At 44.5% G+C, this 21798-nt stretch carries 20 protein-coding genes and 1 riboswitch; of the genes, 13 read left to right on the top strand and 7 right to left on the bottom strand.

Annotated elements, in window-relative coordinates; all coding sequences use genetic code 11:
• Positions 1 to 42: 42 nt before the first annotated feature.
• Positions 43 to 960 carry a dihydrodipicolinate synthase family protein gene (locus BQ8014_RS15955; protein ID WP_080905225.1) on the bottom strand — a complete coding sequence of 306 codons (918 nt, stop codon included), beginning with the start codon at positions 958 to 960 and terminating at the stop codon, positions 43 to 45.
• A 253-nt stretch (positions 961 to 1213) separates the two neighbouring features.
• On the opposite strand from BQ8014_RS15955, the gene BQ8014_RS15950 reads away from it, so the two are divergent.
• Complete coding sequence (locus BQ8014_RS15950; RefSeq protein ID WP_080905224.1) at positions 1214 to 1921, top strand: FadR/GntR family transcriptional regulator; 708 nt, start codon at positions 1214 to 1216, stop codon at positions 1919 to 1921.
• Positions 1922 to 2267: 346 nt separating this feature from the next.
• Here the strand turns inward: BQ8014_RS15950 and BQ8014_RS15945 are convergent, their stop codons facing one another.
• A complete protein-coding gene (locus BQ8014_RS15945; RefSeq protein WP_080905223.1) occupies positions 2268 to 2918 on the bottom strand; it encodes a response regulator transcription factor in 651 nt (216 codons plus the stop codon).
• Positions 2918 to 4153: a PLP-dependent transferase gene (locus BQ8014_RS15940; protein ID WP_080905222.1), complete on the bottom strand. Its 1236-nt coding sequence runs from the start codon at positions 4151 to 4153 to the stop codon at positions 2918 to 2920. The genes BQ8014_RS15945 and BQ8014_RS15940 overlap by 1 nt, the downstream gene beginning before the upstream one ends.
• A 193-nt stretch (positions 4154 to 4346) precedes the next feature.
• Here BQ8014_RS15940 and BQ8014_RS15935 point away from each other — a divergent pair, with 193 nt between their 5' ends.
• The 3 genes from BQ8014_RS15935 (at position 4347) to BQ8014_RS15925 (ending at position 6711) form a co-directional block, all read left to right on the top strand.
• On the top strand, positions 4347 to 5249 hold the full coding sequence (locus BQ8014_RS15935) for a glycosyltransferase family protein (protein ID WP_080905221.1): 903 nt from the start codon (positions 4347 to 4349) through the stop codon (positions 5247 to 5249).
• 90 nt (positions 5250 to 5339) lie between these two features.
• The gene (locus BQ8014_RS15930; RefSeq protein ID WP_080905220.1) at positions 5340 to 6014 is read left to right on the top strand and encodes a peptidylprolyl isomerase; all 675 of its coding nucleotides are present in this window, start codon (positions 5340 to 5342) and stop codon (positions 6012 to 6014) included.
• Between the two features lie 88 nt (positions 6015 to 6102).
• Positions 6103 to 6711 carry a DUF4294 domain-containing protein gene (locus tag BQ8014_RS15925; protein ID WP_080905219.1) on the top strand — a complete coding sequence of 203 codons (609 nt, stop codon included), beginning with the start codon at positions 6103 to 6105 and terminating at the stop codon, positions 6709 to 6711.
• Here the strand turns inward: BQ8014_RS15925 and BQ8014_RS15920 are convergent.
• Both BQ8014_RS15920 and cysK read right to left on the bottom strand, forming a co-directional pair.
• Positions 6703 to 7233, bottom strand: a complete 531-nt coding sequence (locus BQ8014_RS15920) for an RNA methyltransferase (protein ID WP_080905218.1) — start codon at positions 7231 to 7233, stop codon at positions 6703 to 6705. The two genes, BQ8014_RS15925 and BQ8014_RS15920, sit on opposite strands and share 9 nt — an antisense overlap.
• A gap of 263 nt (positions 7234 to 7496) precedes the next feature.
• Positions 7497 to 8453: a cysteine synthase A gene (gene cysK, locus BQ8014_RS15915; RefSeq protein WP_080905217.1), complete on the bottom strand. Its 957-nt coding sequence runs from the start codon at positions 8451 to 8453 to the stop codon at positions 7497 to 7499.
• Positions 8454 to 8641: 188 nt separating this feature from the next.
• On the opposite strand from cysK, the gene BQ8014_RS15910 reads away from it, so the two are divergent.
• The 7 genes from BQ8014_RS15910 (at position 8642) to lipB (ending at position 13583) form a co-directional block, all read left to right on the top strand.
• Entirely contained in the window at positions 8642 to 9943 is a 1302-nt protein-coding gene (locus BQ8014_RS15910; protein ID WP_080905216.1) for a phenylacetate--CoA ligase family protein, read from the top strand.
• Between the two features lie 21 nt (positions 9944 to 9964).
• Positions 9965 to 10390 (top strand): amino acid-binding protein, encoded by a 426-nt coding sequence (locus BQ8014_RS15905; RefSeq protein ID WP_080905215.1) that lies wholly within the window; start codon positions 9965 to 9967, stop codon positions 10388 to 10390.
• Between the two features lie 66 nt (positions 10391 to 10456).
• Positions 10457 to 11272, top strand: coding sequence for an outer membrane protein assembly factor BamD (locus BQ8014_RS15900; RefSeq protein WP_080905214.1), 816 nt, complete (start codon positions 10457 to 10459; stop codon positions 11270 to 11272).
• Between the two features lie 20 nt (positions 11273 to 11292).
• Positions 11293 to 11625, top strand: a complete 333-nt coding sequence (locus tag BQ8014_RS15895; protein WP_080905213.1) for a DNA-directed RNA polymerase subunit omega — start codon at positions 11293 to 11295, stop codon at positions 11623 to 11625.
• Between the two features lie 79 nt (positions 11626 to 11704).
• The gene (locus BQ8014_RS15890; RefSeq protein WP_080905212.1) at positions 11705 to 12166 is read left to right on the top strand and encodes a DUF4293 domain-containing protein; all 462 of its coding nucleotides are present in this window, start codon (positions 11705 to 11707) and stop codon (positions 12164 to 12166) included.
• Between the two features lie 13 nt (positions 12167 to 12179).
• Positions 12180 to 12911 (top strand): monofunctional biosynthetic peptidoglycan transglycosylase, encoded by a 732-nt coding sequence (gene mtgA / locus BQ8014_RS15885; RefSeq protein ID WP_080905211.1) that lies wholly within the window; start codon positions 12180 to 12182, stop codon positions 12909 to 12911.
• A 6-nt stretch (positions 12912 to 12917) separates the two neighbouring features.
• Positions 12918 to 13583, top strand: a complete 666-nt coding sequence (gene lipB, locus BQ8014_RS15880) for a lipoyl(octanoyl) transferase LipB (RefSeq protein WP_080906004.1) — start codon at positions 12918 to 12920, stop codon at positions 13581 to 13583.
• Here the strand turns inward: lipB and BQ8014_RS15875 are convergent.
• Positions 13551 to 17999: a translocation/assembly module TamB domain-containing protein gene (locus BQ8014_RS15875; RefSeq protein WP_234998068.1), complete on the bottom strand. Its 4449-nt coding sequence runs from the start codon at positions 17997 to 17999 to the stop codon at positions 13551 to 13553. The two genes, lipB and BQ8014_RS15875, sit on opposite strands and share 33 nt — an antisense overlap.
• A gap of 372 nt (positions 18000 to 18371) precedes the next feature.
• Complete coding sequence (locus tag BQ8014_RS15870) at positions 18372 to 18596, bottom strand: hypothetical protein (protein ID WP_080905209.1); 225 nt, start codon at positions 18594 to 18596, stop codon at positions 18372 to 18374.
• A gap of 331 nt (positions 18597 to 18927) precedes the next feature.
• A riboswitch (cobalamin riboswitch) is annotated at positions 18928 to 19113 on the top strand.
• A 140-nt stretch (positions 19114 to 19253) separates the two neighbouring features.
• Between BQ8014_RS15870 and nrdD the strand changes: the two genes are divergently transcribed.
• Both nrdD and nrdG read left to right on the top strand, forming a co-directional pair.
• On the top strand, positions 19254 to 21344 hold the full coding sequence (gene nrdD / locus BQ8014_RS15865) for an anaerobic ribonucleoside-triphosphate reductase (RefSeq protein WP_080905208.1): 2091 nt from the start codon (positions 19254 to 19256) through the stop codon (positions 21342 to 21344).
• Positions 21322 to 21789 (top strand): anaerobic ribonucleoside-triphosphate reductase activating protein, encoded by a 468-nt coding sequence (gene nrdG / locus BQ8014_RS15860; protein ID WP_080905207.1) that lies wholly within the window; start codon positions 21322 to 21324, stop codon positions 21787 to 21789. Before nrdD ends, nrdG begins: the two co-directional genes overlap by 23 nt.
• Positions 21790 to 21798: the final 9 nt, after the last annotated feature.

The following is a 21798-nucleotide window of genomic DNA, read 5'->3' as shown; positions in this document are numbered from 1 at the left end:
TTAGATATTTAATAAGGGTATAATTTTTATCAGTAGCGATGATTAGAATTTATTGCATCTTTCAAAAAAACCTATTTTTAACAAATCATTTTTTAAGTTTTTTTCTTCATCTTCAGTTAGGTTTGGGTAAGGAATCCGGTTTTTCCCCATGTCTAATCCTATTAGCTTCATTATTCTTTTTCCTCCAACAATATTTCCCCGGTATTTACAAATAATATTGATTACTTCCTGTGAAAAATTTTGTCGCTCTTTTGCAAGCTCTATATTTCCGGTTTTCCATGCTTCTACAATGCCTACTAGCTCTTTTCCATTATAATTTGTTGTCCCCCCAATACATCCTTGGGCGCCACCCATAACCAAAGCAGAAAGAATAGTTTCATCTTGTCCGTGCAACATATCATATTTCCCATTTTTGTAAAGCATGCATTGGTTATATTCGTAAAGACTTTCATAGGTATATTTTATTCCTGCAAAATTAGGAATGCGCCCATCTACTGCTTCCAGAAAAGGTAACATAGGAAGATACACATCATTAAGAGATGGTATATAATAAAAATAAAATGGCAGAAGGGGTGCGCTCGCCGCTATTTCTGCACAATAATCTGCCAATTCCTGAACTCTCCCTATTTTCGGGAACGGAGTAGCCATAGAGCCTATGGCATAAGCTCCTATCTCCTGAGCATGTTTTGCCAATTTCTTGCTTTGTTCTAAGCAAGTGCTGCCAACATGTACAATTACCAAGAAGTTTTTTGAACTAATCGAAACCCATTTTTCGGCAATTTTCATTCTTTCCTTTTCGGTTAACAAAAAACCTTCACCTGACGACCCGTTAATAAAGACACCTTTTAATCCATTATTTACTAATAGTTTTGCATACTTGTCAATTATTTCATAATTCACTTCATTATTCTTATTGAATGGAGTAAAAGGCGCATTAATTAATCCTGTTATTTTTTCCATCTTATTTTATTATGTATTATATATTTTGCGCAAGATAATTGTTTTTTATTTATTATATAATACATAATAATGGTAAATATATTACATATGTTGTAAAACATACTATTTATATATATTATGTAGTATATAATATCGTGATTGAGTCTTTAATATTATATAATATGTATAAAAGCACTCATTTTATGGATATTTAATTCTATTTTTGTTGTGTAATTATAGAATATGTATGAAATAAATAAAGCTATAGTATTGAATGGAAAATAGAAATAAAAAAGAGATTTCTTTAGTCGAAAACATCCAACAGCAGATATTAGATTATGTAACAAAAGATGGTTATCGCGCTAACATGGCCTTACCAAAAGAGAATGAGTTATCCGAACTTTTAGGGGTCAGCAGAGTGGTTGTCCGCGAAGCTCTAAGTAGCTTGAGAGCTTTAGGATTCCTTGAAACAAAGAAAAAGAAAGGCTCTGTCATGGTCTCTCCTGAGCCTTTTGATTTGTTCAAAATGATAATACGCTCAGGAACATTAAGCGAAAATACGGTTAGTGATTTGTATGAGCTCAGACTTATGCTCGAGGTCGGATTAGCCGATTTCTTGTTTGACAGAAAAACGGACGAAGACATGTTGCAACTTATGAGAATAATAGAAGAGGAGGAAAGCTGTGAAGACGCCTATAAATTGACAGAATTGGATATAGAATTTCACTCCAAATTATACAATATAGCAAATAGCAGCGCTTTATCAAGTTTTCAGAGCCTGTTAGGAAAAATATTCACTATATATCCATATAAAGGGAAAAAAGAGAGGCTACCAGAGATAATAACTCACCGTAGTTTATATCATATATTGGAGACTGGTAATCCTGATTCATTCCGCTCAGCGATGAGATTGCATCTCACTTATCAGTTTGAAAATAAAGAAAAATACCTGAATGAGTATTATAATAAGATGCTCCGGTAGAACTTGGGCAAGGGTTTTTCTTTACATTCTTGAAGAGAAAATTATAAGTGAGCAAATGCTTTTTCTGGCTGAAATGAATAAGATTGTAGAAGAAGGAATTTCTACAGATAGAAATGGAATAAGTGACTTAATTCTTATGTGAGTAAGCGAGCAGGATAATCTAAATCCACCATTGCTTGAAGTTCTGTCTTTCGCTGAATAAAATGTCATTTTCCATAGGATGCTTTTTTATATTGATAATGATGCTAAGAGCCTGTTAAATTTTCCACAAGAATTTTATTAGAATCAGACTTGTACGGCAATTGTTTGCACCAAGACGTGTCTTCCTGTAATCGGGATGGCGGAGTTATATATAATATTCCGCTTCGTCGATGATACCGGCGCGGAGGGCGTATTTGGTGGCTTCGTGTACGTTGTTGACGTTTAGCTTCCGGAAAATGTTCTTCCGGTGGGTCGCAATGGTATGAATGCTGGAGAAGCGTTCGGCAGCAATCTCTTTTGTCGTTTTGCCCAAGGCAATCAGCTTCAGGATGTCCTTTTCGGTTGCGGTCAGCGCTTCCACACTACTTTGCTCGGCCGTAGGACGCTTGCTGAGCAGAAGGCTGGTGATCTGCTGGCAAATAAACCGTTCGGATTGAAGAACATATTGGACGGCCGTCCGTATTTCTTCCAGTGAGGAGGATTTCATCACAATGCTCGTTGTCTCGCTACTGTAGAGTACGCGCCGGATGAATTCCTCACTTAATTGTTCGCTGAAAAGAAGCCAGTCGGAGAGCGGATAACGCTCTTGTAGAATGACTAAATCCTCCGGACCCGTAAAATCAAAGAGCGTGTAGTCTAAAATAACAACCGCATTGGGGGAGGCCGCAAGCAAACGGAGAAGTGTCTCCCTGTTTTTGGCTTCCTGAAAACGGATGCTTCCTTCGACCTGCTTGCAGATGAATTGAAGACCTGCTCTTGTGATATCCTGGTTGTCGGATAAAATAGTCGTTCTCATTAGGTTAATGCTTGTTTAATATCGTTATAGAGATCATCTGCCGTCTCCAGCCCTATAGAGAGGCGAATCGTCTGTTGGCTGATATCCATATTTTTCCGTTGTTTTTCGGAGAACCCTCCGAAAATCGTACTGGCCGGATGGATTGCCAAAGTCTTGTTATCAAATAGATTGGTGGCCCGGCGGATAAGTTTCAACCGGTTCATAAAAGAGAAGCAGGCGGCACGCGAGGCCAGGTCGAACGTCAGCATGGCTCCCGGATACTTTCCGAACTGGGCCAGGCTCAATTCGTAAAAAGGATTGTCCTTCAGTCCGGTATAATTGACTGAAAGGATGCCCGGAAGGGATTGTAATCGTTCGGCCAGTTCCAGGCTGGTTTTTGCCTGCCGCTCGAACCGGAGTTCCATCGTTTCCAGTCCCAATGTTTGCATATAGGCGACCTGCGGCGTCATATAGGCGCCGATGTTGCGATGTATTTCTTTGGTCAGGCGCAGGGTAAAGGCTCTTTTGCCGAACTGGTTATTCCAGAAAGCCAATGCTTTGGCCTTACTCCAGTCGAAAGTTCCGTAATCGATAAGCAATCCTCCGATGCTTGTAGCACCCCCGGAAATGTATTTTGTGCTGGAAACGATTTCGATATGGACACCGAACTTTTTCGCGTCGAACACCGAGAAGGGGACGATAGTCGTATCGGCGATTAAGGGTACTCCGGCCGCTTCAGCCACTTCGCTTAACTGTTTCAAGTCCGCTATTTCCATTTGCGGATTGGTGATTACTTCCAGAAAGATAGCGCAGGTATTTTCATCTACCGCCTTCCGTACTTCTTCTATTTGGGTCAGGTCGCAAAAGCGAGATTCCACACCGAACCCCTTCAGGGTCGTACTGATCAACGAATAAGTGTTTCCGAAAAGATGCGAAGAAGTAACGATATTGCCTCCGGCGCGGGAAACGGTCATCAATGCGTTGGTAATGGCTGCCATACCGGAGTTCAAAGCAGTTACGCTTAATGCACCGGTAATCGCCCGTACGCGATCCTCAAAATAAGTAACCGTCGGATTGCTGATGCGGGAATAGGTCGGGTCGGACGTAATCCCGCAAAAAGCTTCCTCCATTTCCTCCGCTGTCTGAAACTCATAGGCTGCCGTATTATAGACAGGCATGGAGAGCGACGAATAAGCATCCGGCTTTTCAAACGGCGTATGGAGTACTTTTGCTTCAAAACTAATTTCTTCTTCCATTTTTTTATAAATATTCTGAATTGAATAACAAAAGTAACATTCATTTGTCACTTATGAAAGAAATAAAAAGTTTTTCGTGATTTGTCATAATACGGTGTCATCTTCTTTTTGGCGCAAGTTATGGGTACTTGTTAAAAACTTCCTATCTTTGCCCACACAGATCAACATGCTCTTTTATTAATAATAAAAAAATATGAAGCCTACCTTATTTGTATTAGCCGCCGGAATGGGAAGCCGTTATGGTGGTTTAAAGCAACTTGACGGTCTCGGTCCGAATGGGGAGACCATTATGGATTATTCCATTTTCGATGCTATTCGCGGCGGATTCGGGAAAGTTGTTTTCGTGATCCGCAAAGATTTTGAACAAGATTTCCGCGAAAAGATTCTGAGCAAGTATGAAAATCATATACCGGTGGAAGTCGTCTTCCAGGCGCTTACCGATTTGCCGGACGGTTTTACCTGCCCGGAAGGACGGACAAAACCATGGGGTACCAATCATGCCGTACTGATGGGGAAAAGTGTAATCCATGAACCTTTTGCTGTTATTAATGCGGACGATTTTTACGGGCGCGACAGTTTTTCCGTCTTAGGAAAGGAGTTAACGACCCTGACAGGAAAGAAGAATGACTATTGCATGGTCGGCTACCGTGTGGGTAATACGTTGAGCGAAAGTGGTTCCGTAGCCCGTGGCGTCTGCAGTCAGAATGAGGAAGGATTTCTGACAACGGTCGTTGAACGTACGGCCATCGAGCGGATTAACGGGGAAATCCAATTTACTGATGAAAACGGGAAAAAGGTGGTATTGGAAGAAAATACGCCCGTATCCATGAATATGTGGGGCTTTACGCCGGATTATTTCGAACACTCTGAAGACTATTTTAAGGAATTCCTGAAGAAGAACCGGGATAATCTGAAAAGTGAATACTTCATCCCCTTGCTGGTGAACGATTTGATAACGAGAGGTATTGCTCGTGTGAAAGTGCTGGATACCACCTCCAAATGGTTTGGCGTAACTTACGCTGCCGATCGCCAAGGGGTAGTGGATAAAATCCGGGCTTTGATCGACGCCGGTGAATATCCGGAGAAACTGTTCTGATTCGAACCGGTCTATGATAAAAAAGCCTTCGCAATAAATTTCTGCGAAGGCTTTTTTCTTTATATTTACACACTTTTAATTGAAAACAGCATGAAGAAATATACGTTGATTTTGTGTATGATGCTTTTCACACTGAATGCGGTGCAAGCGTGGGGGCAAAAGGAGAAGGAAACCATGGTGTTGATCGAAACGGATAAAGGAAAAATAAAGGTGAAACTCTATAACGATACTCCTTTGCACCGGGATAATTTTATCAAACTGGTAGAGGAAGGAAAGTATGAAGGCTTATTGTTTCACCGGGTAATCAAGCAGTTTATGATCCAGGGGGGAGACATTCACTCGAAAGATGCGCAGGCAGGGCAAAAACTGGGCGAAGATGATCCGGGTTATACGATTCCGGCGGAAATCCGGTATCCTGAATATTTTCATAAGGCGGGGATGTTATGCGCCGCCCGTGAAAGCGATGATGTGAACCCGGAACGCGCTTCTTCTCCCACCCAGTTTTATATCGTAACCGGAAAATTCTATACGGCAATGGAATTGGATAAGATGGAACAGGAAACGCATCGGAAGTTCAGCCCGGAAGAGCGGCAAACCTATATGCTGGAAGGCGGTGCTCCGCATCTGGATGGAAAATATACGATCTTCGGAGAAGTAGTGAACGGAATGAAAGCGGTTGACAAAATACAATATGTGCTGACCGACGAGAACGACCGTCCATTGGAGAATATAAAGATCCGGAAGATGAGGATCGTTAAGAAGTGAAGGCGAACCTTCTTGTCCCGGGAAATTTATCATATAAAGTTTGTAAAAACGGAACGGCTGATTTATTAATCATCTATTTTTGCGGGGTATGAACAGGTATAAGTTTTGGTTGATCGTTTCTTTCCTCATCTGCTTTTTATCTTCGGGTAAAGCACAGGAAGGTATATTGACTTACTCGGCCCCTTTGCCTTATAAGCTCTATTTGCTGAATGGCAAAGATACGGTTCCGGTATTCACGCTTCCTACCGCATTTGTTTTCGGCGAATATCGTTTTAAAAGCAAGAAGCAGGAACAGCAGTATACGAAGCTGGTAAGGGATGTCAAACGTACGTTGCCTTATGCGAAAATGGTTTACGCCACCCTGATTGAGACTTACGAATATATGGAGACCTTGCCGGATGAGAAATCAAAGCAAGCACATCTCAAACGGATGGAGAAAGAATTATATAAGGAATATAAGCCCCAGTTGAAGAAACTTTCTTATTCGCAAGGAAAGCTGCTGATCAAATTGATTGACCGGGAATGTAATCAATCCAGTTACAATATTCTCAATGCTTATCTGGGCTCTTTCCGCGCCGGTTTCTGGAATCTTTTCGCAGGTGTTTTCGGTGCGAGCCTGAAAACGGAGTATGATCCCGGGAATAAAGACCGGCAGGTCGAAATGATTGTCCGGTTAGTGGAAGACGGTTCAATCTGACAGTTGCCGGAAGAAATCCCAAAGTACAATCCCGGCTGTAACCGAAACGTTAAGCGAATGTTTGGTCCCATATTGGGGGATCTCGATGCAGCGGTCGCAGGCATCGACTACTGTTTGCTGTACGCCTTTGACCTCATTTCCTAATACGACGGCATACTTTTTTGTTTTGTCCAACTCCAGAGAATCCAGCAGGGTGCTCCCTTCCGCTTGTTCGATGGCGCAGACGATATATCCTTGCTGCTGCAGCGAACGTACCGCCGGAAGCGCGTCTTCAAAATAGCGCCAGTCGACCGAGTCTTCCGCTCCTAAAGCCGTTTTATGTATTTCGGCATGAGGAGGACAGGCGGTAATCCCACAGAGAAAGATAGACTCGATGCGGAAAGCATCGGCGGTACGGAAGACCGATCCGACATTATTCAGGCTTCGCACATGATCGAGAACGACCACCAGGGGCGTCTTCTTGCTTTTTTTATAAGATTCCGGCGTCAGCCGGTTGAGTTCGGTTATTTTCAGTTTTCGCATTTATTCAATCAATTAACTCTAAAGAATCAGGTTCAACTCCTTCCGCATAATGTATGGTATAATTCATGATCCGGAAGAAAGGAGGCTGTCCAAAAAACCCTGACTTGTACGGAAAAAATCCAGTGCACTGAATTTTATAAATGAGTACACTGGATTTCATAAATGAGTATACTGGATTTTATAAATGAGTATACTGGATTTTCTGGGCGGCGCAGTGCTTTTTAGACAGCTCCCTTTTTCATTCTATTTATTGTTTTATTGGCTTAGTTTTCTTCCAATGGGTATTCGTCGAAAGCATAGAGAACAGTAGATAAATAACGCTCGCCGGTATCCGGAAGAAGTGCGACGATGGTTTTGCCTTTGTTCTCCGGGCGTTTGGCTATTTCCGTAGCGGCGTAAACAGCGGCTCCGGAAGAAATGCCGACTAACAGGCCTTCGCGGTGAGCCAGTTCCCGGCTCGTACGGATGGCATCATCGTTTTTCACCTGGAAGATTTCGTCTATAACGGAGGAATCATATGTCTTCGGAACAAAGCCGGCGCCGATCCCTTGGATTTTATGCGGTCCTGGCTTGCCTCCGGACAATACGGGTGAATCTGCCGGTTCTACCGCTATGATTTTTACATCCGGATTATATCCTTTCAAGACGCTGCCTACTCCGCTGATTGTTCCTCCCGTTCCAACTCCGGCAATGAAGATGTCTATTTTTCCATCGGTATCCCGCCAGACTTCCTCTGCGGTTGTCTTTTTGTGGATTGCCGGATTGGCCGGATTCTCAAATTGCTGCAAAATAAGCGAGTTCGGTATTTCTTCTTTTAAAGCAACGGCCTTTGCGATCGCACCCTTCATCCCGTCTGATCCCGGAGTAAGGACGAGCTTGGCGCCCAATGCTTTTAACAAATTCCGGCGTTCTATACTCATAGTTTCAGGCATCGTCAGGATTAATTTGTATCCTTTGGCGGCTGCAACAAAAGCCAAACCTACACCGGTGTTTCCACTGGTCGGTTCGATCAACGTTTCGCCCGGTTTTAACTTACCGGAAGCTTCCGCATCTTCAATCATTGCGAGGGCGATGCGGTCTTTTACACTACCGGCCGGGTTGAAATATTCGAGCTTTCCGATGACTTTCGCTCCTAATCCTTTACTTTTGTTGTAATTGGACAACTCCAATAGTGGAGTGTTCCCTATTAATTCAGTTAATTTCTTTACAATTTTTGCCATGGCATTAATGTTTTTGACTGTTTTATTCTCATACGGACAAAAGTATGTTTTTTCTGCTATTTACCCAATACCATAATCAGGGTATTTTAATAAATCGCCGCAGAAAATAAACATCCCCGGTTTTATTGGTTATACTGTATCTTTTTGTAGCTTTGTGTTCCGTAAACTATTAGCCATCGAAAAACAAAATGATCTGGAACGAAACAATAGAATGTATGCCTCGCGAGGATATGCGGAAGCTGCAGAGTATACGATTGAGACAAGTCGTTGAAAGGGTATATCATAACACGCCGTTTTATCGCCGGAAGATGCAGGAACTGGGCCTTACGCCCGAGGATATCCAATCCATTGACGATATCGCAAAATTGCCCTTTACGGTCAAACAGGATCTGCGCGACAACTATCCTTTCGGGCTGATGGCGGTGCCGATGTCCGAAATTGTGCGGTTGCACGCTTCTTCGGGAACTACCGGGAAGCCGATTGTCGTAGGTTATACGCGTAAAGATCTATCTATTTGGAAAGAAGCGGTAGCGCGTTGCCTTTATGCCTATGGGATCAGCAAACAGGATTTGGTGCAGGTATCCTATGGCTACGGGCTGTTTACGGGAGGGCTGGGCCTGCATGCAGGCGTCGAGCAGATCGGCGGTACAGTGATTCCGATGAGCAGTGGCAATACGCAGAAACAGATCCAGTTGATGCATGATTTTGGCGCCAAAGCATTGGCCTGCACGCCTTCCTATGCCCTGTTCCTGGCGGAGGCCATCAAGGATTCCGGAATCCCGCGGGAGAACTTTCAGTTGAAAGTCGGAATCTTCGGAGCCGAACCCTGGACGGAGAATATGCGGAAGGAGATCGAAGAAAAATTGGGAATCAAGGCTTATGATATCTACGGGCTGACGGAAATTACCGGGCCGGGAGTAGGCTGCGAATGTGAATATCAGGGCGGGACTCATTTGTGGGAGGATCATTTTTATCCCGAGATCATCGATCCTGAGACCTTGCAGCCGGTAGAGCCCGGGCATCCCGGTGAACTGGTCTTTACCACGTTGACAAAAGAGGGGATGCCGATGATCCGTTATCGTACGCGTGATCTGACAGCTCTTCATTACGAAAAATGCGCTTGCGGGCGTACGGCGGTGCGTATGGACCGCATTTTGGGACGAAGCGATGATATGCTGATCATCCGTGGAGTAAATGTGTTCCCTTCGCAAGTGGAGGCTGTGATCCTCGAATTGGAAGAATTCGAACCGCATTATTTGATAGTGGTCGACCGTGTGAATAATACGGATACCTTTGAGGTGCAAGTGGAAGTACGTTCCGAGTTTTATACGGACGAAATGGGGAAACTGCTGGCGATGCAAAAGAAAATTGCCGACCGCATGCAGAGTGTTATCGGGCTGCGGCCGACCGTCAAGTTGGTCGAGCCCCGAAGTATCGAGCGTAGCCAGGGAAAGGCGAAACGGGTGATTGATAAACGTAAATTTGTTTAATCCAAGAAAACGATTTCAGCGATGCTAATTAAACAATTATCTATTTTTTTAGAAAACAAGAAAGGGCGCTTCACGGAAGTAGCCAAGCTGTTAGGCGAGGCGGGGGTGAATATGACGGCGTTTACGGTTTCGGAAAATTCCGATTTCGGCATTCTTCGCCTGATTGTTTCGGACACGGATGAGGCGATCCGGGTTTTACGCGACAAAATGTATGCCGTGAATGTGACGGATGTCGTTTGCATCCAATGCCCGAACCAGCCGGGCGCTTTGGGAAAGATCATGGAACTGATTACCCGCGCGGGCCTGTTCCTTGAATATATGTATGCCTTTTCACAGGGGGAGGTGGCGCATGTTATTCTCCGGCCGGAAGATGTAGACGCCTGCCTGGAAGTCTTGAAAGCAAATAAAATAGAACTTCTGGCGGCCAGCGAGCTGTATAAGTTGTAATTATTAACGTTTTCATGCTATTACTTAAGAATGGAAATATTACCTTTGTCCGCTAAAAGGGGTTGAATGAAAAAGATTGTTTTTTTATGGATGATGAGCTTGGTCTTGCTGACGTTCTCTGCTTGCGGGGAGTACAACAAGATCTTGAAGAGTACGGACTATGAGCAAAAATATTCTTATGCAAAGAAATATTTCAATGCGAAGCAATATACGAAATCGGCTACCTTACTGGAGGAACTGGTGACAATCTTTAAGGGAACGAAGAATGCGGAGGAGTCGTTATACCTATTGGCCCAAAGTTATTACGGGCAGAAAGATTATCAAACGGCTTCCCAGTATTTCAATACCTATTATACGACCTATCCGAAAGGGGAATACACGGAGTTAGCCCGTTTCTATTCCGGCTACGGATTGTATCTGGATTCTCCGGACCCGAGGCTGGATCAAAAGCAGACCTACGAGGCCATCAATCAGATGCAACTCTATATGGAGTATTATCCCCAGAGCGAACGGGCCAAACAGGCGCAGGATATTTTGTTCGAACTTCAGGAAAAGTTGGCTTATAAGGAGTTTATGGCCGCCCGCTTATATTATAATTTAGGAACTTATATGGGAAATAACTATCTTTCCTGTGTAATTGCCGTTCAGAATGCGTTGAAGGATTATCCCTATTCGAAATACCGGGAAGACTTCATGGTATTGATGATCCGTTCGAAATATGAGTTAGCTCTGGTCAGTGTAGAGGAACGTTTGCAAGGGCGTTACCGGGAGGTCGTGGACGAATATTTCAATTATATGAATGAGTTTCCGGAAGGCAAATACGTGAAGGAAATACAGCGTTATTACGAATACGCCAATTCCCATATTACAAGTGCATACTAATTTAATTTATAGATAAAAAGATGGATTACAAAAAATCGAACGCACCGACGACTACGATTACGCGCGATATGATGAGATTCTGTGAAGATACGGGTAACATATACGAAACAGTGGTCATCATTGGGAAACGTGCCAATCAGATTAGCGTCGAAATGAAGCAGGAACTGGAAAAGAAATTGCAGGAGTTTGCCTCTTACAATGATAACCTGGAGGAAGTGTTTGAAAATAGAGAACAGATAGAAATTTCCCGTTATTACGAAAAATTGCCGAAGCCGACTTTGATTGCGGCACAGGAATATGAAGAAGGGAAAATATATTACAAGAATCCGGCCAAGGAAAAGAACAGTCTCTAAGGCAGATCAAAGAAACAATCGGGGAGGGCTGACCAGTAATGAGTCGGCCTTTCATTTATAATTCAAATGAAGAAACGATATGATACAGAGAATACAGTCCTTATACTTACTGTTAATAACGATATTAACCGTCCTTACTTTGTTTTTGCCGTTAGGGGGCGCTTTATTTAACAATGTGTCTTATGAGGCGACAGTGTTCGGCATGAAAACGCTTGCTTCTCCACCGGAGACGGTTTACAGCAGTTTGCCTCTGGCCGGCTTGACCCTTCTGATTGCTTTGATTGCATTCATAACGATATTCTTGTATAAAAACAGAAAGCGCCAGATATTGCTTTCCAATATTAATTCTTTTCTGATCGTTCTATTCTATGCCTTACTGGCTTACTACCTTTCCTCATTCAAGGAGCAGGCGGAGGAGATGCCGTTTCAGATGAAGATTGCAATCGCTTTTCCGTTGATCGACTTGGTACTTTATTATCTTGCCGTCCGCAAAATTAAAGCGGACGAAGCCTTAATACGTTCATTGAACCGCTTGAGATAAGAAAGGAATAAGCATGAAACGACTTCTCCGTTGGTGCCGGAACCTTGCGTTGTTTCTGTTTTTTTCCAGCCTCGCAATGGTCGTTATATACCGGTTTATACCGGTCTATTTCACCCCTTTGATGTTTGTACGTTTGTATGAACAGATGAGGGAAGATAAACCGTTGAAGCTATCCCATCACTGGATCCCGATGGATCTGATTCCGCAGGCCTTGGCGCAGGCGGTTGTCGCTTCTGAAGACAACCGTTTCCTGGAACATAGCGGTTTCGATCTGAAAGAAATTAAAAAAGCGCGCAAGGAAGCCAGACAAGGCCGCCGGGTGAGAGGGGCGAGCACGATCTCCCAACAGACAGCCAAGAACGTGTTTTTGCTGCCGCATAAAAGTTATCTGCGGAAAGGGTTTGAAGCTTATTTTACTTTTTTGATTGAACTCCTTTGGAGTAAAGAGCGAATCATGGAAGTCTATTTGAATTCCATAGAGATGGGAGACGGCATTTACGGCGCGGAGGCGGTGGCGCTCGCCCATTTCAACAAGTCGGCCTACCGGCTTACACGTTCGGAATGTGCTTTGATTGCCGCCACTTTGCCGAATCCCCGACGATTTAATTCGGCGCGTCCGTCCCGGTATATGCTACAGCGGCAAGGCGCCATTCTTTCATTGATGCGAAAGTTGGAGACAGTCGACATGGGGTATAATTCTCCGAGCCGGGAGAAAATCCAAAAACAAAACAGAAGGGAAAAGTAAATGGAAATGGAAAAATTTCGTTTTATCGATTTAGACAAGATAGGCTATCCTGAAGCCTTGGCCATCCAGACAACAGCCTTTGAAGAATTGCTGCAGGCAAAGGCGAGCGGGCAGGCCGGTGAAAACCGCTTGTATTTTTGCGAGCACCCGCCCGTATTTACTTTGGGCAAGAGCGGGAATGAATCGAATCTTTTAGTCCCGGAATCCTTACTGGCTGAACACGGCATTTCGTATTACCATATTAACAGGGGAGGGGATATCACTTATCATGGCCCGGGCCAAATCACAGGATATCCTGTTTTTGATCTGGAGACTTTCCATTGCGGATTAAAGCAATATATCCATTTATTGGAGGAAGTGATAATCCGCTTTCTTGCCGGATACGGCATTGCCGGCGAACGTTTGCCGGGGGCGACCGGTGTGTGGCTGGATACGATGATTCCGGGGAAGGAACGTAAGATTTGCGCCATCGGGGTAAAGAGCAGCCGGTTTGTGACGATGCACGGATTTGCCTTAAATATCAATACGGACCTGAAATATTATTCCCTGATTCATCCTTGCGGTTTTGTGGATAAGGGAGTCACGTCGTTGGCTAACGAACTGGGGAATCTCCAGGATATGAGTTTGGCGAAAGAGCGGTTACTTTCCTCCTTCCGAACCGTCTTTCTTTAATGGGATCGAATCTTTCTTTCCGTTCGGAATCGTATCGGGCGGCAAAGCAAAAACCGGGATTGACTTTTTCCATTGGAATAAATCGGAGAAATCCGTAAAATCTTTCCGATACATAATACCGATTCCCTGTTTAGTCAGGGCGGTCTGCTTGTAACGGTACATATCATTAGCGTGATTGTAGGCTTTCAGGCGGATATCTCCCCTGCGAGTCAGCTTGTATTCCATATCGAATTCACCGATGAAGGCATTTTGCTGGAATGTATTGTTCTTATAACCGATGTTTCCGTTGATCAGAAGACGGTTATCCAATAGTTGGCTGGAAAGCAGCATTTCTACTTCGGTATCCGTAACGCCATCCTGGCTGGCGCGTATGTTGGTCCCGATTTGTACTTTATCCGTAAAGCTGCTTAGAATCTCAGAGAGTTGGGAAGATACGGCCGACGAGGCCACGGCGCTGAATTCGCTGGAACGGGTTGTGTTCTTGGAATAGTCCGGCGTATAGAATTTATTAAGAACCAATAGATAGACTATCTGGCGTGTCATCATATCTTCCGTATCGACATAGGCTTTTACTTTTTGCTCCAGTTCTTCGGTCGAGCTGGGAAGTTCCAGATTAAACGAAATCGAAGGATTTTGCAATCTTCCTTCGATCAACAGCACACAGTTCACCGGAATATTGGTACGGGCGCTTTCAATCAGAAGGGATTGGTCGAGATCGCCCAGATTGGCTGTCACATTATAGATCGCATTGATATTCAGATTGGCATCATTGGGATCGCCATGGAAATTGATTGTACTGCCCTCCCTTATCTTAAAATCCTTGTGGATGATTTGCTGCATGCTGAAATCATAGTTCCCGCTTTGGATGGTCAGTCCTCCGAACATCGCCAGATTCGATCTGGTCCCGTATTGTATTTGCAGATTCCCGCTTCCGTTACCGATAATTTTATCGCCCGAAGCCGGATCCATCATGAATTCGATCTGAGCGTCCGGCGTAACATCCAGGTTGAAGTTCATCCGGATTTCCGTACTCGTGTCGAGCCGCGGACCGGGAGAGCTATTGGTTGTGGAATCATTCGAAGCCAGTCGCATCGTATCCTTATTGACAAACTGGATGAAATCATATTCTTCAGCCGTCGTAGCATCCATAAAGTTCAGATAAATTTTTGTATTGGGGTTGCTTTGCATGGAAACATCGAGATCGACGAGCTTTTCATTTCCCTTGATGACCGCCGAGCCGCTTCCGTAAGCTTTCCCGTGTATCTGCGGATTCTTCTTTTCGGTTACGTCGTAGAGTAACATTTGATTTGCCAGGACGTTTATATGAAAAGAAAGGTCCTCAAAGTTGTGATGGTTGACCGTCAAGTCGGCGGTTCCCTTGTTCCCTTCGCTGTCGTATAGGGTCAGGTTGCTTGCCCGGATGGAAGAAGGAGTCATGTGGATCGAGTCCGAGAAGGTGTAATAAGTCCCTGTAAAGTCGATGCCGAAGCCACCTTCCCTGATATAAGCGTCCCCTTCGACAGTCAGGTCGCTGAACGGGCCGAACAGATGCACTTTTCCGGAGCCATTTCCCTGTATGTTTTTTGCCACGGTCTGCACAAAAGGTTGCAGGAAGGCAATGTTGATGTCGTTTGCGTCGAAATAAAGGGAAAGCCCTTCCTTCTCACCTACCGGGAAGATATAACCGTTGACATCGGTCCATGTCGTATCGTTCTTATAGATACTTCCCAGCATCAGGATCCCTTGTTGTTCGTTGTCCCATTCGCTGAACAGGTTCAGGCGTCCTACTTCCACTTGGTTAAATGAAAAGTGTTCGACCTCCAGGTCCGTATTAATAATCCGGCTATGGTAAAGATCATTCAGATGGAATGTCCCCGTAGCCCGTCCGCCGAAAGCCAAGGCCTTGATATTGATGATGTCGAAGATATAACTTAGTTCTATATCTTTCAATTCGACGCTCATTGTTTCGTATGCATTATCCGAGACCACCCCGTCGATACGTAGATGCTGGTCTTTTCGCGAGATGTAGAAGTTGTCTATTCGGACATTTCCTTTTGTGATGGTGATGGAAGCCGGTTCGACCTTCCATATCGAATCGTTTACAATGAGCGAACCTTCGTTCATGGTGATTTCCGTCCTGAGGAAAGGACGCTGCTTCTCGTTTTCTTCCTTAACGAAAACGGCAGACGCCGACAATTCTCCCTTGTACAAACTTTTTTGGCTATTTTCCCAACTTAACAGCGTATTGATCTTGTCATTGGCTGCGTCTCCCTTGATTTCAAAATAATTCCTTACGCCCTTATTGTTGATTTGGGTCATCCGGAGTTGAAGGGTTGCTTTGTCGTCCCTGTTTTCGGCGATGAAATAACCGGATTCAAAATCCGATTTGCCCAGTCTGTATTTCGGAAGGAAGCCTTCAAAGCGGAAGCGGTCAATTTTGTCATTATATTCCCCTACCAAGCGGAATCCATTGAGGATCGTAACCGGAAGCTGAAGGGCATTACTCAGCGCTTCCGTGTTTTGTATGGTCAGGGATAAGTTAAAGTTGTTTTCCTCATTCGCTTTTTTCTTCTCTTTTCCTTGCTTGGTTTCAATCAGGGAAGGCAAGAAATGTTTAGTCGTCCGTAGTAGGCTGGAAGTCAGCCCGGAAAACGAATAGGCGCCGGTTATCTCACCGTTCAGAAGTTGAGAATGAATCGACAAACCCCGGTTTCCCGAATGTCCTGAAGCCTCGACCAGCAGCCTGTCCAGTTCGAAATTACCGGAAGCGGTATGGAAGGACAAACTATCCATCCGGATGCTTCCTTCCAGGTTGTCAATATTGTTTCCTGTAAAGTCTGCTTGCAGAGAAAATGCAAGCTCCGTCTCCTTATCCTTATTCAGAAGATGCAGTTTATCCGGACGGAAATGGCGGACCCTTGCGCTGAAATTGAAGGCCGGATTCTTGTGTTGCGTGTTGAACATGCCTTCGGCATACAACTGTACGTTTTCGTCGTTTACCTCCAATATGCCGTCGAATTCATTCTTATTGAAATCACCGGAGATCTGGATATTTTTATATTCATAACCTTTGTATTCCAGCTTGCTGATCGCTGCTTTGGCATATCCGGAGAAATTTCCTCCCGAGGGGCGCTTTACGTCTAATTCGATGGAAAACCGTACTTTCCCATAAGGATTGCCTTCCTTGAACAGGCGATCTACCTGAAGTTCCGTAGAGGCAATCTTCCCTTTCAGAGCCAACGCTATATTCCGGGCTTTGTCACGGCCGATACTCAGGTCGGTCTGAACCGAACCGATGGCGGACTTTAGCTCCCCGTAAGCAATCAAATTATCTAACAATCCGGAGATCTCTCCTTTGAAATCCAAATCCCCCAGCCGGCTGACTTCTTCCGGCAGTTTGATCGGCTTTTCCCCGAAGTTCTTAAGGATCCGGGCCAAGCCTTCCTCCGTGATATGAAGCCGACTGACCTCCCCGTGGAGGTAGGTGCGTTGAGGGGTCGTAACATCTTTCAGATGCGTATTGCCGGTCAAGGCGATTTTCTCATTATCGTAGTTTACCTTTAAATTACGCACGTGGATATCATTGATTGTACCCGAAGCATGCGCCGAAAGGTCGATCCGGTCGGTGAAATACCTGAACGCCGGAACCAGGGCGCTCAAATCCTGCAGGTAAATCTGCGACGGACTGACCTCCAAATCGATCGGAGCAGCATTGAAAAGTTGGCTGAGGCTGTCTATACCTGCCGTCTTAATCCCGGCATGCATTATCTTGAAAGAGGTTTTCGGCAGGAGAAGTTCCAGGTTTTTTACTGTTACGGATTCTTTATTTCCAGCCATCTGGGCGGATAAATTCCTGATCTTTAGTCCGGAGCTTTCTTCCAGGCTGAGGCGGTTTATACTGGCGTTCAGGCTGTCCGCCGTAAAGGCTTTCAGTGACATCTTCGCCGTAATATTTTTTACATCGACGTGCCGGGCATTGAATTTGCCCGGCGTCGCCGGTTCGCTTGCGATGTCATAATGGAAATGTCCCCTTCGTAAAAGGATGGAATTGAATCGTAGTTCGATATTCGGGTTCTTTTTTGTGCTGTCTTTGGAAGCAAAAGCGTCGAGCAGGAACTGGAGGTTCAGCGGACTTTGGGGATCGGCTTTCCGGAGGTGGACGGAGAAACCGAACAAACGGACGGTCGTAAATACCATTTTCCGTTTGAACAAAGGCAGCAATTTGAAACCGGCGGATATATGGCTCGCTTCCAACATAGGCATTCCGGACTGATCTTCCAGATAAATGTCTTCTAAAACCAACCGGTTTATCCATCCGATGTTAACATGTCCTATCTTTACAGGTACGCCCAGGAGGTTCGATAATTCCACCGTTGCTCGTTCAGCTATTTTTTCCTGTACAGACGGAATCTGCAATAAGATTTTAGGACATGCGTAGACTATCCAAAAGAGAGTAAATAAAAAGATTACTATGTATTTAAGTCCTCTGATATGATTCTTGTTTTATTTGTATGCAAAACTAAACATAATCGGCATAGATTGGTTGAATTAACCTTTAAAAGAAGTTAGTAGCTAATTGTTTCCGGTCAGGCACCGGCCAAAGGCATGATTCCTTCTTTCCAAACCATATGCAAAGTTAGGACTAAAACAGAAAGGATGAGGCGAACGATTGGTTGGTGCATTTGCCTAAGGCAAGGCATCCGCGCAAAGAGTTTGTTCTCGAACTGAAATAAACGGAAAAAGCCGGTCTCACTAATGAGAGCCGGCTTTTTAGTTGTTAAGGACAGGTCATTTCTTTTTTGACAGGCTATCCTTCTTGGCGGAAAAGGTTGCTGCATGATGTTTCACAGCCTTCGCGTCTTTTTTAACTTCTTCTTTGGTTGGTTCAACTTTAGCTTTTACTTCGGTTTTAGCTTTGGCCGGGGTTGCTTTCTTTGTAACATCCTGAGCCATTACAGCGCTTGAAGCAATAAGAGCGGAAATCATTAAACAGGAAAGAATCAACTTTTTCATACTGTTTTTTCCATTTGAAAGTTAAACATTTTGTTTAGAAAAACGATGCAAATATAGAGGCGACTTTCTTCTATTATTCTCCGGAGGTGTTAATAATACGAAAAATGAAATCTTTATTTTTAATAAGATGTGAATGGGTAAAAATGAAGCTGAAAATGAAGTTAAAAATTAATACTGAATTATTTTATAATGGTATTTTTGGAAAACTTTTTGATATTAATTATTTTTTATATCGTTGTATTCCAGTTGTTAATAAAAATAATTGGAAAATATTTATTGAAAAATATAGAAAATATTTTCCCAAGTAGAATACTTTATTGCAAAAATCCATTACATTTGTTGCCGATATGGTTCCGGTAATTCCGGATCAAAAGGGAATCCTGTGAAAGTCAGGGACTATCCCCGTAGCTGTAAGTTTCGCTGAAGGGCATGCTTCTCTTTTACCACTGGCCGGAAGGCTGGGAAGGTGCATTGCTTGAAACAAGTCAGAAGACCTGCCATGTCAAACGGAATCCGGTGCTTTCGGGTGAAAGGCGAAAGGATAGCTTTTACTTCACGCCTTTTTTTATGCTTGAAACCAAAAGCTCTTCTTCTTCCTCTTATTCGACCGAATGATATTCCGACTAATAATGGCACTTTAAACAAAATTAGATAAGTATGGAATTATACATTGTCAAAAGAGATGGGAAAAAGGAGTCTTTTTCTATCGAAAAAATTAAGAAAGCGATTGCGAAAGCGTTTCTTTCGGCCGGAAGTTTTGCTGTAGAGGATGTGATAACCAATGTTTTATGCCGGGTAAACATCCGGGACGGAATCACGGTGGAAGAGATACAAAACCAGGTGGAAGTGGCTTTGATGGCCGAAGGGTACTATGCGGTAGCCAAATCCTTTATGTTGTACAGGCAAAAGCATCTGGAAGACCGGGAAGTGCGGGACAAGCTGAAGTTTCTGATCGATTACTGCAACGCCCAGAATGCGGCTTCCGGCAGTAAATATGATTCCAATGCCAACGTGGAAAATAAGAATATGGCGACCCTGATGGGAGAGCTTCCCAAATCCAATTTCATCCGCCTGAACCGCCGGTTGCTTACGGACCGGCTTAAGGAGATGTTCGGCAAGGAGGTGGCCGACCGTTATATCGAATTGTTGAACAATCATTTTATCTATAAGAATGATGAAACAAGCCTGGCCAATTATTGCGCCAGCATCACGATGTACCCGTGGTTGATCAGCGGTACCATGTCTATCGGTGGAAATTCCAAGGCGCCTACCAACCTGAAATCGTTCTGCGGAGGCTTTGTCAACATGGTATTCATGGTTTCCAGTATGTTGAGCGGTGCTTGCGCCACACCGGAATTCCTGATGTACATGAATTATTTTATCGGGCTGGAGTACGGAAATGATTATTATCAACATACCGATGAGGTGGTCGATTTGTCTAAAAGACGGCGGACATTGGACAAGATGATTACCGACTATTTCGAACAGATTGTCTATTCTATCAACCAACCTACCGGAGCAAGGAATTTCCAGGCCGTATTCTGGAATATCTCTTACTATGACCGGTATTATTTTGAAAGCCTGTTCGACAACTTTATCTTCCCCGATGGAAGCAAACCCCACTGGGAATCCTTCAGTTGGTTGCAGAAACGTTTCATGCGATGGTTCAACCGGGAGCGTACCCGCACGGTGTTGACTTTTCCGGTTGAAACGATGGCGCTTCTGACGGAAAACGGCGACGCCAAAGACCGGGAATACGGCGATTTCACCGCGCAGATGTACGCCGAAGGCCATTCCTTCTTTACCTACATCAGCGACAGCGCCGATTCGCTCAGTAGTTGCTGCCGCCTTCGCAATGAAATACAGGACAATGGTTTCAGCTATACGTTAGGAGCGGGCGGGGTGTCCACCGGTTCGAAAAGCGTATTAACCATCAATCTGAACCGTTGTGTCCAGTACGCCGCCCGGAAGGGTATGCCTTACCAGTTCTTTTTGGAAGAAGTGGTGGATCTGGTGCACAAAGTTCAGTTGGGTTATAACGAAAACCTGAAATATCTGCAGGAAAAAGGAATGCTGCCTCTCTTTGACGCCGGCTATATCAATATGAGTCGCCAATACCTTACCATCGGCGTCAACGGACTGGTGGAAGCAGCGGAATTCCTGGGCATCGAAATTTCGGATAATCCCCGTTATGTCGAGTTTGTACGGCAAGTGCTGGGACTTATCGAAACCTATAACAAGAGATACCGCACCAAGGAGGTGATGTTTAACTGTGAAATGATCCCGGCCGAAAATGTGGGCGTTAAGCATGCCAAATGGGATAAACGCGACGGATACAAGGTCAACCGCGACTGCTACAATAGTTATTTTTACATCGTAGAGGACGAATCGATGAATATTCTCGATAAAATCCGTCTTCACGGCCGTGATTATATCGAGCACCTGACCGGGGGATCCGCTTTGCACCTTAACCTGGAGGAGCATCTGGGCAAAGAACAATATCGCCAGTTGCTTCGCATCGCATCCCAGGAAGGCTGCAACTATTTTACGTTCAATGTCCCGAATACAATATGTAACGACTGCGGGCATATCGACAAGCACAATCTGAAAGAATGTCCGGTCTGCCATAGTAAAAATCTGGATTACCTGACCCGGATCATCGGATATATGAAACGCATCAGTAATTTCTCACAACCCAGGCAGCAGGAGGCCTCTCGTCGGTATTATGCTTCGGTTCGTAAATTATGATATTGTCTTTCAGGAAGTCCCGGGAGAGGTGACGCTGGCGATCAACCTCTCCAACTGTCCTTTTCGTTGCAAAGGTTGCCATAGTCCTTATTTACGCGAAAATACGGGAAATGAACTGGACGAGGAAACCCTCTCCGGCTTGCTTGAACGGTATGGGAAAGCCATCACCTGCGTCTGTTTCATGGGAGGAGATGCGACGCCCGAAAGCGTGGAACATCTTTCGTCTTTCCTCAAGAATAAAACGGATGGGCGCATCAAGACCGGATGGTATTCCGGCCGGGAGGCGCTTCCTCCGCAATGTTCCGCACGGAATTTCGATTATATCAAATTGGGAGCCTATGATGAACGTTTGGGAGGCTTGGATTCCCGGACGACCAACCAGCGTTTTTACCGCATAGAGGACGGCCGGATGATCGACGCTACCGCCTCTTTCCTTCAAAAGTAGGGCGTTTAT

Source organism: Parabacteroides sp. Marseille-P3160, assembly GCF_900162725.1.
Classification (GTDB): Bacteria; Bacteroidota; Bacteroidia; order Bacteroidales; family Tannerellaceae; genus Marseille-P3160.
The sequence above is the reverse complement of the archived record's forward strand: the minus strand, read 5'-3'. Positions and strand labels throughout refer to the sequence as shown.